We start from the raw sequence: 13,813 nt of genomic DNA, 5'->3' as shown, positions 1-13,813 counted from the left end.
AAAAACTAGAGTTATTTTATAACGTATTTAAATTTCTTTAACTATAAATTTACAGTAACTTCAGAATTATTTTGAGTTCGATAAGCTTGCACATCTTCTTTTGTGATATTCGTATTCCAAACGTACAATTTTTCTAATTTCGGAAATTTATTTAATAGTTCTAATGAGGATTTAGAAACCTTAGTTCCAAAAAGATTTAGTGCTGTTAGTTTTTTCAATTCTGGGCACAAGGATATTCCTTTATCCGTAATCGGGTTTTTTTCTAGTTTTAACAACTGTAAATTCTCAAAACCATCGAAAATACTTAAATCATTATCCGAGATATTATTATCACCTACAGAAAGCCAAATAATATTCTTTTTTAAAGGCTTAAGAAGTTCTAATTTTATTTTTACGTCAGTAATATTCTCTTGATTAATTGTACCCGCCGGTAAAATAACATCAAATAGATTTGAATCAGCAACTAATTCTCGTATTTTAAAACCTGCATCTATTAAGGTTTTTATATCTGTTTCTGAAGGCGAAGGAACATTTGCCAAAGCCATACTTTCTTTAGTACTTGCATCTAAACCTAACATCTCGGTAGCTGCAAGTTTTATTTCTTCACTTGATTCTATATTACCGAATTTAATTTCAAAATCGCCTTGACCTGTATTAACCCAATATTCAATAATTGCAATTTCTTCTTTGGTCAGTGGTGTTTTACCTTCTGGAGGCATAAATTCATCATGATGAGTATCTAACAACACCCGTCTAATCATTTCAGAAGCGCCAGCATCACCTGCAACGAACGCAGCACCTGATTTACCTCCTTTTAGTATGGCTTCTTTACTTGCAAAAGACAATTGCCCTTTCTTTTTAGACGCATTATGACAACTTGCACATTTATCCTGTAAAATTGGATTTACTAGATGATTAAAAACCTGAGCTTCTTCAATACTTGTTACGGCAACTAATTTTTCTTTCTGTTCCTTTCCAAAAGGTAAATAAGCAGTTAAATAATCAGATCCGTGGGTTAAATTCCCTCCGTAATGCCCTGTAATACTTAACAGCACAACTATCAATGCAAGTGTCGCTATATATGCTTTACCTTTTTCTAATACTTCTACTTTTAATTTTCGGCTACTAATTAGCCATGCCCCAAAAGCAATAACGGTTGTTGCAATTCCAAACCAAAAATGAGTATCTAAAGCACCTTGATCATAATCCCCACTAAGGGATAACATATATCCCAAAACACAAGCCACTAATGCACTAATTGCTCCTAAAAATAATGATAATGGTATAGCTAATTTGATTTTATCATCTTTTTGCCAGCGTCCATAAACTTCCAGAATAAAGGCAAAAAACAAAAAACCAATAGGTAAATGCACTACTAAAGGATGAAATCGTCCAAAAAACAATACAATATCTGATACTTCATTCATAAATTCTAATTCCTACGATTATACTCTTTCTAATTTAATTGGAGGTGTTCTATGGGCATTCCATTGACAGATATACAAACTTTTATCTTCATCAACGAATACATCATGGCCATGATTAAAAGTCGGCTTTTTAGCTTGATACATTTGTTGAAGTTTTCCATCTTTATAAACAGGCTCTTCACCTCCGGGATTTGACACTACCTTATTATTTTCATCCAAAATGGTTACAAACCCGGTATCACGTACCCAATTCTTACCTTCTCTAGTGGTAGACCAACATACACCTGCATAAATATTACCTTCATCTAATACTGGTCGACATACAAAAGCTCCTGGCATATGTACTGTTTTTATATATTTTCCATCTAAAGTGAACCATTTAAAAGAATGTTCATTTCTTGAAGTACAAACCACAACGGGATTATTTTTATCTCGGTAATCAATCGCAACACCATGTGTTTGGTTTAAATTATGAGCAGGATTTTCATTCTTCATCCCTCCGAACTTTCTTATAAACTCGCCTTTATGATTAAACTGAAGTACATAATTGGATCCATACCCATCGGCAATATATACATCGCCATTTGGAGCAACACATGTTTCTGTGGGCATATATTTCATATCATGAGTATACACGCCTATTGTTCTAGGATCCGGAAAAGTAAATATTAGTTTTCCGTCGGTTTTAGTTTTATGTACTACACCTCCTTGTTCAAACCAGACTCCCTCTTTATCCTGTCCCCATCCTGAATCACATATATACAACACATCTTCTCCTCCTTCATCATGCAAGGTTAATCCATGTCCGCCAGGATAACGAGTCCCCCAGGTGTCTAATAATTTACCCGATTTGTCAAAAACAAACATATTGTTAGCAGTATGATCCCCAATCATGAGTAAACGCCCTTTAGAGTCCATTTGCATCTCATGACAATTGAAAATAGGGTTTTGACTCACACTCATTTTTGCCCAATCTCTATGCACTTTATATTTAAAATCTCCATGACCAATTATTTGATTATCGTCTGGAGCAATTCCTTTTAAAATATTAAACCCGAAGGAAGATGTTGCAGATAATGCTGTACCTGCAAGCATAGTATTTTTAATAAAGTTTCTTCTAGAGCTCATTTGTTATTGATTTTTTTATACAATTTGTATTGATTGTTTCTTAAGGGCTTGATATAACTTGATATCGTTTTATAATACGGTTACTTTACTTATGATAAAATATCCTTTACAACATGACCATGAACATCTGTTAATCGAAAACGACGTCCTTGATGCTTATAAATTAATCGTTCATGATCTATCCCAAATAAGTGTAGCAGTGTTGCTTGAAAATCATGCGTATGCACTGGATCTTTAACCACATTATAACTAAAATCATCTGTTTCTCCATATGTGAAACCTGGCTTTACTCCTGCTCCAGCCATAAACATTGTAAACGCTTTTGGGTGATGATCTCGACCATAATCAGAAGCTGTTAATTTTCCTTGAGAATATACAGTTCTTCCAAATTCACCGCCCCAAATGATCAATGTATCTTCAAACATTCCTCGTTGTTTAAGATCTTTAATTAATGCTGCATTAGCTTGGTCTGTCTTTTTAGAATTCATTTTCACACCTCCTGGACACCCAAGATGTTGATCCCATCCTTGATGATAAAGCTGTACAAATTTCACATCTTTTTCTAATAGTTTTCGTCCCAACAGGCAATTTGCAGCATAAGTCCCTGGATCACGACTATCTTCACCATACATTTCAAAAATATAATCAGGTTCATCACTCATATCGGTTACTTCAGGAACAGACGTTTGCATTCTAAATGCCATTTCGTATTGTGACATACGTGCATTAATTTCTGGATCACCGTAAGAATCGTTTTGAATACTATTAAGCTTTCCTAAATAATCTAGCATATTACGACGATCATGCCCGTCATAATTCTCTGGATCAGAAAGGTATAAAACTGGGTCTTTACCACTACGAAATTGTACGCCTTGATGTTCTGTAGGCAAAAATCCATTACCCCATAATCGTGAATACAATGGTTGTCCTCCTCCATTTTTGGAAACCAGAGAAATAAAAGTTGGCAAATTATCATTATCAGAACCTAATCCATAACTTAACCATGAACCTATCGATGGTCTGCCTGGTTGTTGACTTCCTGTTTGAAAAAAAGTTATTGCCGGATCATGATTAATAGCATCTGTTTGCATTGATTTAATAAAACAGATATCATCTACAACTTCGGATAAATATGGCATTGCATCACTTACCCAAGCGCGAGATTCACCATACTGTTTAAATTCTATAGTAGATGCGGCAATAGGAAATGTAGTTTGATCTGCACTCATTCCTGTTAGTCGTTGTCCTTGACGAACCGATTCTGGGAGATCTTGCCCAAACAAATCCTTAAGTTTGGGTTTATAATCAAATAGTTCTAATTGTGAAGGTCCCCCACTTTGAAATAAATAGATAGCTCTTTTAGCTTTTGGCATATGATGCGGTAAACCAAGACCATTTCTACTAAACATTTCCAGATCAGGTTTCACATTATTCTTAACATTACTCCATGCCTTATCAGCATTTAATAATCCACCAAGTGCGATCGCACCTAAACCTAAAGATGTTTTAGTTAAAAACTCTCTACGGTCAAACATCTTTTCTACCTTTTGAAGATCTTTATTATTTGACCTTAATTTATCATGATGATCACACATACTTTATCTTTTTGTTATTGTAGCATCCGAATTCATAATGGTACTCGCTACTATTGCATTTGCGGCTATTAAAGCCTTATCGTCATTGTCTTCTAATCTAAATTCACCAGAGTTTAACCAACCTTTCATTTTTGTATCATCAGAAACAAATTTCTTGTATTCTGTATTCTTAAGATCCAATAAAACTTTTAATTCTTTTTGAGTTGGATTTCTTCCTGTTAAGCTTCTAAACACATATTGAATTCCTTTTTGGGCATCTGCAGTATCTGCCATTTTTTTACCCAAAACTCTTGCTGATTCGATATAAGTAGGATCATTAAGTAATACCAATGCCTGCAATGGTGTATTTGTTTCCTGTCTACGAATAGTACATACATCTCGAGCTGGTGCATCAAAGGTTGCCAGAGTAGGGTGCGGCACTGAACGTTTCCAGATAGTATACATACTACGTCTATACAATTTTTCTCCTGTATCTGCTTTATAGGTCATTCCGTTTACCTTCCATAATCCAGGTGGTTGATAAGGATGTACACTTTCCCCTCCTATTTCTTCACTTAATAAACCACTTGCTGCTAAAGCGTTATCTCGTAGCATTTCTCCGGTCATTCGTTTAGCTGGACCATGCGCTAATAATCTGTTTTCTGGGTCAAGATCTCTTAATTCTTGTGATGCTCTCGAATCTTGTCTATACGTAGCAGACATTACCAGCATTTTATTAAAAGCTTTCATGTCCCATCCATTTTCCATAAAATTAGCCGCCAAATAGTCTAATAATTGTGGGTGACTAGGCAGTTCACCTTGATTTCCAAAATCTTCAGAAGTCTTTACCAAACCTATTCCAAAAAAGTGTTGCCACATGCGGTTTACCGCTACACGTGATGTTAATGGGTGTTCTTTTTTGAATAACCATTTTGCAAAACCTAATCTATTTTTAGGTGTATCTTCTGACATTGGTGGTAAAAATTCTGGAGTACTAGGAAATACCTCCTCTGCTCTTGCATCATATACACCCCTCTCAAGAACATAAGCCTGTATTGGTTCTGATTCTTTCATAATCATTACTTCTTTAATTGGCTCTATACTATCTACATATGCTTTTCGTACTTCTGTAAGTTTTGCATATTTTTCTTTTACTGACGAAGCATTCAAGGTGTAATATTGTTGTAGTAATAGTTTTTCTGAAGATTCTAAAGCCTCTGGAGATTTTGCAAGTAGCGTATGTACTTCTTTGTTTTCTGCTAACTGCAACATTTCGATACCTGAAAGTTCTCTGTTATATACTCTAATATCATCCATGATACCGTCTGGAATCCCTTTACCTCGTAATCGAGCTCCAAATTGAAGTGCTGGTTCTTTTTTTCGGCCAAATAAGATGTTCTTATATAAATTATCAACAATAACTTCGGTTTCTAACTCTTTACCATTCATATACACCTTATATCCTGCAGCTTTACTAGATCCATCATATGTAACTGCAAAATGCGTCCAAATATCTTTAGGAATTTCAATTTTAGTATGCTCTTTAATTGCATTGTCCGGACCTGTATGCGCCATTAAAATTTCTAATTTATTATCGACAATTTTAAGGTGATATCCTCGCCACGCATGTAGAATAGCTCCATCACTTTTATGAAATATATTTCCATCGGTAACTTCTTCAGGTATTTTTGCCCATACCCCAACGGTAAAAGGTTCATGACGACCAAAAACTCCTACTTCTTTTAAGTCTAACCAAGTATCACCATTAAATTTTATACCTTTCCCTTTTCTTGCTGTTACTAAATCTATAGGTTGTCCCTCTGTATACTCACGCTTCATTGTACCCTTTTGTGATGTTCGTATACTGTTTACTAGTGAAGTGTTGTTTAAATCATATGAACCTACTAAGCCTTTGTTTGATAATTTTATACCTGCATAACTTTTACTAGCTATCCATTGATGGCTTTTTGGCATCAACTCTTGAGTCGTCTTGGCAACCTCAGTTTCGTTCTCTTTTACTAAGTTTGCCATATATTCTAACATCTTTTCTTCTTCTTCTGTTGTCCAAAGCATTGTTGGTGTTGGCAAGGCATCGTTCCAAGAAATTTGACCAGATTCATTGATGTTATTAAAGAATGTAGTCATTTCATAGTAATTTTTCTGCGAAACTGGATCATATTTATGATCATGACATTTTGCGCATGCTACCGTAAGTCCCATTAACGCCTGTCCTGTAGTTGTTGCTCTATCACCAGCATATTCTATAAGAAATTCTTCATTAACAATACCTCCCTCCATATTTTGTGGATGAATTCGATTAAAAGCGGTCGCTAGTTTCATTTCTTTTGTTGGATTATCTAAAAGGTCTCCCGCAAGTTGCCATGTAATAAACTGATCATAAGGTTGATTTTTATTAAAGGCATCTATAACCCAATCTCGCCATGGAGACATATCGCGGTACCGATCAACACTATATCCATGTGTATCCGCAAATCGTGCTACATCCATCCATTCCAGAGCCATTTGTTCTCCATAACGTTCTGAAGCTAATAATCGATCTACCTGTTTTTCGTAGGCATTTGCACTAGAGTCATTCAAAAAATCATCTATTTCTTTTACCGTCGGAGGCATACCGGTCAAATCAAAAGATAAACGTCGTAAGAGTATTTCTTTATCAGCCTCTTTTGTAAATGATAATTGATGTTTTTCTAATTTAGAAAGCACATAATTATCAATAGGATTACGAACCAATTCTTTTGCTTTTACTTTAGGTGGATCTGTTTTTTCTATAGGAATAAATGCCCAATGATCTTTATATTCTGCTCCATCTTCTATCCATTTTATTAAAATAGCTTTTTCTTTTGCTGTAAGAGTTAAATGTGACTCAGGTGTAGGCATTATTATTTTAGGATCTTCTGAAATAATCCTATAAAACATTTCTGATTTTTTTAGACTCCCAGGATCAATGGCATACTTACCAGGTGACTCAGGGAGTTCAGAAAAAGCGGTCTCTGCACTATGCAATTGTAATCCTGCAGATATTTTTGCTTTATCTGGACCATGACACAAATAACATTTATCTGATAAAATAGGTTTTACATCTTGATTGAAATCTAATTTATCAGGTAATTCTTTATATTCTAAAGCTATCGTTTCTGGTATATCCGGTCCCCCACAAGAAAAAACAATTGTTAAAATTGCTATTAATAAAATCCCTCTAAATACTAACATCTACATTAAAATTAATTGTATAACCAAATGTAGTAGGTAATTTAATGAAAACTCTTGTTCAAAAAAGACCATAAAATGTACATTTCCGACCTATTCAACCAAATAAACCTTTTTTTTTATTACAAAAACGACTTTTACTTAAAAATTCTTCTATTTTTATATGATTTAAAAGATCTTATTAATGCATAAAGTATTACAATCTTTACAACTTTCACTACTCAATATTGGGTATGCACATTTAGATTCTCACTGGAATTATGATAATGTTATTAGTCCATTTACCAGAATGTACTATATCACTAAAGGTTCTGCAAAAGTATATCATAACGGAAAAGAGTTTTCTTTAAAACCTGGATATATGTACTTAATCCCCAGTTATACATATAGTAGATATAAATGCGATGAATATCATGAACAATACTACATTAGTTTCTTTGAAGAAATAAAAAATGGATTGTCTATTTTTAATTTAAAATCTTTCATTTATGAAATTGAAAGTACTCCATCTGATCTCGAATATTTTAAACGTTTATTAGAAATTAACCCAAATCGAGCTCTAATAGATGATGACCCAGAGGTATATGACAACAGACCTACATTATTACACTTCAAAAGAAAAAATGAAAAATTATCTGCTGCATTTTTTCTTGAAACACGAGGTTTCCTTAATATACTTTTATCTAGGTTTATAGAAGATACATCTGATAGTACCGTAAGAACAAATTCTGGCTATAATTTAAGTCAGGTTTTGAATTATATTGGTGAAAATTTACATCGAGAACTTACTATTTCTGAACTTGCATCCTATTGCCACCTGAGTACAGATTATTTTTCGAGAATCTTTAAAGACAAATTTGGTATGCGGCCAAATATATATATGCAATCTAAGAGAGTAGAAAGAGCTCAATTACTCTTACTAACCACCAACTATTCGCTACAACAAATAGCAGAAAAGGTAGGGTTAGAAAATTTATCATATTTCTCAAGAGTCTTTAAAAAACATGCTGGTAAGACTCCAGGAAATTTTAGGCGAGAACAAATGAAAGTCTAAAAACAAATTTTTTCAATAGTATACTATAAATTAAAAAAAAATGTCGAATAAACACATCATTTTTATAGGTATTATAATATCTATAGTTGCATGTAATCAGAAAACAAAAAATAATATTCATACAGAGGAATGGATATCTTTATTTAATGGTACAGATCTTAATGATTGGGATATTAAAATCTCTGGTTATGAATTAAATCATAATTATAAAGAGACTTTTATTGTTCAAGATAGTATGATTAGAGTGCAGTATGATAATTATGAAACTTTTGACAACTCTTTTGGGCATTTATATTATAAAACACCTTTTTCCTATTATAAATTAAGTTTTGATTATCGATTTACTGGTGAACAATTACAAGGCGGAGTACATTGGAATATAAGAAACAGTGGCGTTATGTTACATTCGCAATCTGCTATGAGCAATGAACTCAACCAAGACTTCCCAGTCTCTATAGAATTACAAACATTAGGAGGTTTAAATAAAGGGAAACGAACAACAGCTAATGTTTGTACTCCTGGTACAGCGGTAGAAATAGATGGGATAGTTGATTATACCCATTGTATCAATTCTTCATCAAAAACCTATCATGGGGATCAATGGGTTCATATAGATGCTATCATAATGGGCGGTGAATATATGGAGTTTAAAGTAAATGGCGATATGGTCTTAAGATTTGAAAAGCCACAAATTACAGGAGGTAAATATAGTGCCGAGAGCAAAGAAACTAATTTAGGTAACTTTGGAATAGAAAGAGATTTAGATTATTGGTTATCAAAAGCAGGGACCATTTTAACCGATGGTTATATTGCACTTCAAGCAGAAAGTCATCCTATAGATTTTAAAAATATTAAACTTCTAAATTTATGTGGGTGTATGGATCCTAAAGCAACAAATTATAAAAGTTACTATATAAAAAACCTTCCTAAGACCTGTACGTATTAAGGTATTATTACGGTAGCTGATATACACTATCAATAGCTATAAGTTCTAGATTAAGATTTGTTCTTTCTTTACCCGTAACACGAAACAATGCTGTAAAAGTATCAGAATCTTTGAGGTATTCTTTAGTAAACAGTTTTGCTTTGTTTTGATTACAAAACAATTCGACCGTAGCAATAACCCCCATATCATGATCAGAAAAAAACAAAAATTGTTCGGTATCATCTGCTCCTTTTAATCGTGATACAATAGCATATTCTGATGCTGTTCCTTCTACATCGAGATTAAAAATTGTGTCCTTACTCTTTGCTATATTTTTATATCTTAATTTTCGATCTTGAATATAAAAAAAGGCATTTCTCTCATTAAAATACTGAATAAACTTATTGTTATTTTTTGTGGGCCCGATGTAAATAGAATTATGTTCCTTAATATCATTATAAGTTGACTTTGTAGAAAACCTTATCGAAAAGTCTTTATTTCTAGAATTAAATAGTCTCGTTAAACGATAGACTGCAATAGATCCCATTTCAGTAATGTATGAGTAATTCGCCGGAAAAACATTATTCTTAAAATCAGGATTTTCCTTTTGAAATCCATAGAAGTCATCTAATGAATTGATTTGATAATCTCTATTCCACCCTATTCGTCCAGTTTTAGTTTCTGCCATAAATCCAAAAAAATCTCCCACAATTAATGTCGTCTCTTTTTTATTGGTAAAAAAAGAGTTCCATAATATAGTAGGAGGTGTATACAACATTTTAGCAATCACAAAACCCAAAATAACAAGCAAAAAAATCGCTGCAAAGCTTGATACTCTATACAATTTTTTATAATCCTTTAAATTAGACTTACTAGTATTATTTTGAATAAAAGAAGTATAGTACTGGCCTTTATCGATTATAACTTTCCATTTTACATCTTTTCCTTCATTTTCATAATATTTTTCTAATTTTTTTCTAAGGTTATAGATATTTACTCTAATACTAGAAGAATTGTTTTGATCCAGAAACTGTTTTCCAAAAATTTCTAGTCCTATTGTAGTCTCTTTTAATTGTTTCTTAGCTATTGTAGACTTCACTAAAAAACTAAGCAAATTCTTACTAGTTGGAGATTTAGAAAATACTCTACTCTCAAGAATATCATCTAATAGTATTATTTTTTCTTCATCTGAAAGCACACTCATTTCTAACACAATTTAGTCTACAAAACATCTTTATTTAACCGTTACAACTACCGTTAACCAAAGGTTAAATATAATGATTATTGCATCTTTTAAGTACTTTTCTTGAATAGTTAGCAAGTTTATTCTAAAAGTCATAAAAATATAATGACAACTTTATTTACTTATTCTGATTAGGTTAAAAACAAATTTTTCAATGAAACTACAAATGACCAAGAAAATTAATAGCACTTTAATTGTTTTTATTTTGTTTACTTATTTCTTGAGTAACGCACAAAAAATCGACTCTAATCTTCAAAGAGATATTACTCCTATATCTATACAAAAACAAATGCAAAGGGTTGCCGATTGGCAAATTGATCATTTTAGAGAAACATATAGTGGCAGAGATAAACCTCACCATATTGCAGATTGGACTAATGGAGCTTTATATGTGGGAATGACAAAATTTGCTAAAATGGCAAAAGACGATCGCTACTGGCAATGGTTAAATACTATTGGTAAAAAGCAAAAATGGCAGCTACACCAAAGAAAATATATGGCTGATGACCATGTTGTAGGACAAACTTTTCTAGAATTATTTAGAAAATTTAAAGACACTACAATGATTACACCCACTAAAGAGCGTCTTGACTGGATCATGCAAAACCCAAGTCAACAACCAATTACTTTAGATAACTATAAACATTTAGAACGCTGGACTTGGTGTGACGCACTATTTATGGGACCTCCAGTATGGGCAAAACTATCTAAAATTACAGGGGATCAAAAATATACCGATTGGATGCTCAAAGAATATGAGGTTACAAAACAACATCTCTTTGATAAGGATGAACATTTATTTTTTAGAGATAATAGTTTTATAGATCAACTAGATCATGGCAACAAAATCTTTTGGTCTCGAGGAAACGGATGGGTATTTGGAGGACTAACATTACTAATGGATGAATACGAACCAGGTTCAGAACCTTACGAATATTTTAAAGACATCTATTTAAAAATGGCTAAGAAGCTTATTAAAATTCAAACTCCGCAAGGGCATTGGTCGATGAGTTTACTTAATCAAAAGTATTACCCAACACCTGAGACTAGCGGTACTTCATTTTTTACTTTTGGATTAGCTTGGGGAGTAAATCATGGATTATTAGACCGTAAAGTTTATGAACCGCATATTAAAAAAGCTTGGAATGCTCTTAACAATCATATCACAGCAGATGGTATGTTAGGTTATGTTCAACCCATAGGAGCAGGGCCAGATAAATCTTTTAAAGATCAAACAGAAGTGTATGGTACTGGAGCTTTTCTAGCAGCAGGTTCCGAAGTTTATACCATGTATGGAGGACAACGAATATATCAAATTTCAAAACCCGATTACAAAAAAAGCCCAAAAACAGGAATGACAAGAGAGCATTGGCTAGACATGGCACAATATATACTCGAAGGAGCCTTTTCATATGTTCATGATATTGATGACCCTTTAAAATTTCCAAAATTAGGGAAAGTCTCATATCCCAGGGGAGATTGGCAAATACCAGTAGAAAAGCTAGAAGGGTTATGCAGAACACTTTTTGTAGCCGCCCCTTTATTAAAAGAAAATCCTGATTTAACCATAAACAATATTAAAATTGCGGACTATTATCGTCATAATATTCTCAATTTAATTAACGAAAGTCACCCTTCATTTATAAAAGATAAAGATAAAGACTGGCCAGGACAAACCTTAGTAGAGTTTGGGGCATTAGCAATTTCTTTTTTTACAATACCAGAAGTAGTTTGGGATCCTCTTTCTCAAAAGCAAAAAGACATTTTAGCACGAAAAATGATCAGTTACGGAGACGGTGCTACGGTACCTTCTAACTGGAAGTTTTTCAACATTTTTGTTCTAAGTTTTTTTAAAAGTCAAGGGTATGATGTTAATGAAAAATTACTGGTCGATTATTTAAATAAAAGTTTAGATCACTATCGCGATGATGGTTGGTATAATGATAATCCAGCCTATGATTATTACAGCATGTGGGCATTCCAAATGTATGCCGCATATTGGTCTGAAGTATTCGGAAATGAACACTACCCAGAAATTGCTAAAAAATTTAAATCCAATTTTCTTGATATAAAGGACACCTACCCCTATATGTTTAGTAAAAATGGAGAAATGATTATGTGGGGCCGTAGTATCAGCTATCGAATTGCGTCTATAAGCCCATTTCCGTTTCTAGGTTTTTATCCCGAAGAAACAAAAGATATCAACTGGGGCTGGACGAGACGTATCTCATCTGGTGTTTTATCTCAATTCTTACAACATCCAGAATTTTTAAAAGACAATATTCCAACCTTAGGTTTTTATGGGCAATTTGATCCTGCTAATCAATACTATAGCTGCCGCGGAAGCGTGTTTTGGATGGGTAAAGCTTTTCTTAGCCTATTGCTAACAAAAGATAACGAGTTTTGGAATGCTACAGAAAATGATGGCGCTTGGGAAGATGAATTAGTAAAAGACAAAGTACACAACAAGTTTTTTGAAACTTCTAAAATTATGCTTACCAACTATGCCGATATCGGGGCTTCAGAAATCCGAGCTTGGTGTGATGTACCCATTACCGGAGTCAAAGAACCCTTCCGCGGAAGTGAAAATTACAATAAGCTATCTTACAATAGTGCTTTTCCATGGCAAGCCGATGATCCTAATGGTATCGTCTCAATGAATTATATGTTTAAAACCGGTGTCGATACCATACCTTATGAACCCGGTAGATTATACACCTTCAAAAAATTCAAAGATGGTATTTATTATCGAGATTTAAAATCAGAAATTATTAAAGATGTTACTATTAATCTTGCCGATATACCTCTAAAAAATGGAATTTTACGTGTTGATAGAATCAATGCTAAAAAACCCTTGGATTTAATCTTGGGGCATTACAGTCTCCCCCATATTAACGGATATATAAACACTTCTGTCCAAAAAATAAATAATAAAGAGGTTCACATTATTGATAATGGCATATATCAACTTGCATTAATACCAGTAAAAGGTTGGGAAAGTATTACTTCAAAAACTACTTCTGATTTACATCCAGAAGCCAAGAAAAGTACCGTACTCAATATTAGTACAAGCTACACACCTAACCAGAAAAACAATGAACTTATAACTGCAATGCTATGGAAAAAATCTGGAAAACCTTTTACAAAAAAGGAATTATCAATAGCAGACGACATCCAAATCAAAAAGAAGATAAGGACATTAAGTTTCGAATAACTAACGACACACAAACTCTA

Annotated in this window: 8 protein-coding genes; 3 read left to right on the top strand and 5 right to left on the bottom strand. The window is 33.2% G+C overall.

Features of this window, described 5'->3' with window-relative positions:
• Window positions 1-41 precede the first annotated feature (41 nt).
• The 4 genes from AWE51_RS24065 to AWE51_RS24050 form a co-directional block, all read right to left on the bottom strand.
• Window positions 42-1,427 carry a c-type cytochrome domain-containing protein gene (locus AWE51_RS24065; RefSeq protein ID WP_066319372.1) on the bottom strand — a complete coding sequence of 462 codons (1,386 nt, stop codon included), beginning with the start codon at window positions 1,425-1,427 and terminating at the stop codon, window positions 42-44.
• A gap of 18 nt (window positions 1,428-1,445) precedes the next feature.
• Window positions 1,446-2,555: an NHL repeat-containing protein gene (locus AWE51_RS24060; protein ID WP_066319365.1), complete on the bottom strand. Its 1,110-nt coding sequence runs from the start codon at window positions 2,553-2,555 to the stop codon at window positions 1,446-1,448.
• An 89-nt stretch (window positions 2,556-2,644) separates the two neighbouring features.
• Window positions 2,645-4,150 (bottom strand): DUF1501 domain-containing protein, encoded by a 1,506-nt coding sequence (locus tag AWE51_RS24055; RefSeq protein WP_066319360.1) that lies wholly within the window; start codon window positions 4,148-4,150, stop codon window positions 2,645-2,647.
• A gap of 3 nt (window positions 4,151-4,153) precedes the next feature.
• Complete coding sequence (locus tag AWE51_RS24050; RefSeq protein WP_066319357.1) at window positions 4,154-7,360, bottom strand: DUF1553 domain-containing protein; 3,207 nt, start codon at window positions 7,358-7,360, stop codon at window positions 4,154-4,156.
• A 181-nt stretch (window positions 7,361-7,541) separates the two neighbouring features.
• Between AWE51_RS24050 and AWE51_RS24045 the strand changes: the two genes are divergently transcribed.
• On the top strand, window positions 7,542-8,411 hold the full coding sequence (locus AWE51_RS24045; protein WP_066319354.1) for an AraC family transcriptional regulator: 870 nt from the start codon (window positions 7,542-7,544) through the stop codon (window positions 8,409-8,411).
• A gap of 40 nt (window positions 8,412-8,451) precedes the next feature.
• A complete protein-coding gene (locus AWE51_RS24040) occupies window positions 8,452-9,357 on the top strand; it encodes a 3-keto-disaccharide hydrolase (RefSeq protein ID WP_066319351.1) in 906 nt (301 codons plus the stop codon).
• 7 nt (window positions 9,358-9,364) lie between these two features.
• On the opposite strand, the gene AWE51_RS24035 is transcribed toward AWE51_RS24040, so the two are convergent.
• Window positions 9,365-10,540, bottom strand: a complete 1,176-nt coding sequence (locus AWE51_RS24035) for a hypothetical protein (protein ID WP_066319348.1) — start codon at window positions 10,538-10,540, stop codon at window positions 9,365-9,367.
• 193 nt (window positions 10,541-10,733) lie between these two features.
• Between AWE51_RS24035 and AWE51_RS26260 the strand changes: the two genes are divergently transcribed.
• Window positions 10,734-13,793, top strand: coding sequence for a DUF2264 domain-containing protein (locus AWE51_RS26260; protein WP_099098816.1), 3,060 nt, complete (start codon window positions 10,734-10,736; stop codon window positions 13,791-13,793).
• Window positions 13,794-13,813 lie beyond the last annotated feature (20 nt).

The sequence above is a fragment of the Aquimarina aggregata genome (assembly GCF_001632745.1).
GTDB lineage: Bacteria > Bacteroidota > Bacteroidia > Flavobacteriales > Flavobacteriaceae > Aquimarina > Aquimarina aggregata.
The sequence above is the reverse complement of the archived record's forward strand: the minus strand, read 5'-3'. Positions and strand labels throughout refer to the sequence as shown.

What these genes read in the sequence shown, in the direction of transcription:
- AWE51_RS24055 (WP_066319360.1), bottom strand. Translation starts at nt 4,150, where the DNA reads ATGTGTGATCATCATGATAAATTAAGGTCAAATAATAAAGATCTTCAA.
- AWE51_RS26260 (WP_099098816.1), top strand. Translation starts at nt 10,734, where the DNA reads ATGAAACTACAAATGACCAAGAAAATTAATAGCACTTTAATTGTTTTT.
- AWE51_RS24045 (WP_066319354.1), top strand. Translation starts at nt 7,542, where the DNA reads ATGCATAAAGTATTACAATCTTTACAACTTTCACTACTCAATATTGGG.
- AWE51_RS24040 (WP_066319351.1), top strand. Translation starts at nt 8,452, where the DNA reads ATGTCGAATAAACACATCATTTTTATAGGTATTATAATATCTATAGTT.
- AWE51_RS24060 (WP_066319365.1), bottom strand. Translation starts at nt 2,555, where the DNA reads ATGAGCTCTAGAAGAAACTTTATTAAAAATACTATGCTTGCAGGTACA.
- AWE51_RS24050 (WP_066319357.1), bottom strand. Translation starts at nt 7,360, where the DNA reads ATGTTAGTATTTAGAGGGATTTTATTAATAGCAATTTTAACAATTGTT.
- AWE51_RS24065 (WP_066319372.1), bottom strand. Translation starts at nt 1,427, where the DNA reads ATGAATGAAGTATCAGATATTGTATTGTTTTTTGGACGATTTCATCCT.
- AWE51_RS24035 (WP_066319348.1), bottom strand. Translation starts at nt 10,540, where the DNA reads ATGAGTGTGCTTTCAGATGAAGAAAAAATAATACTATTAGATGATATT.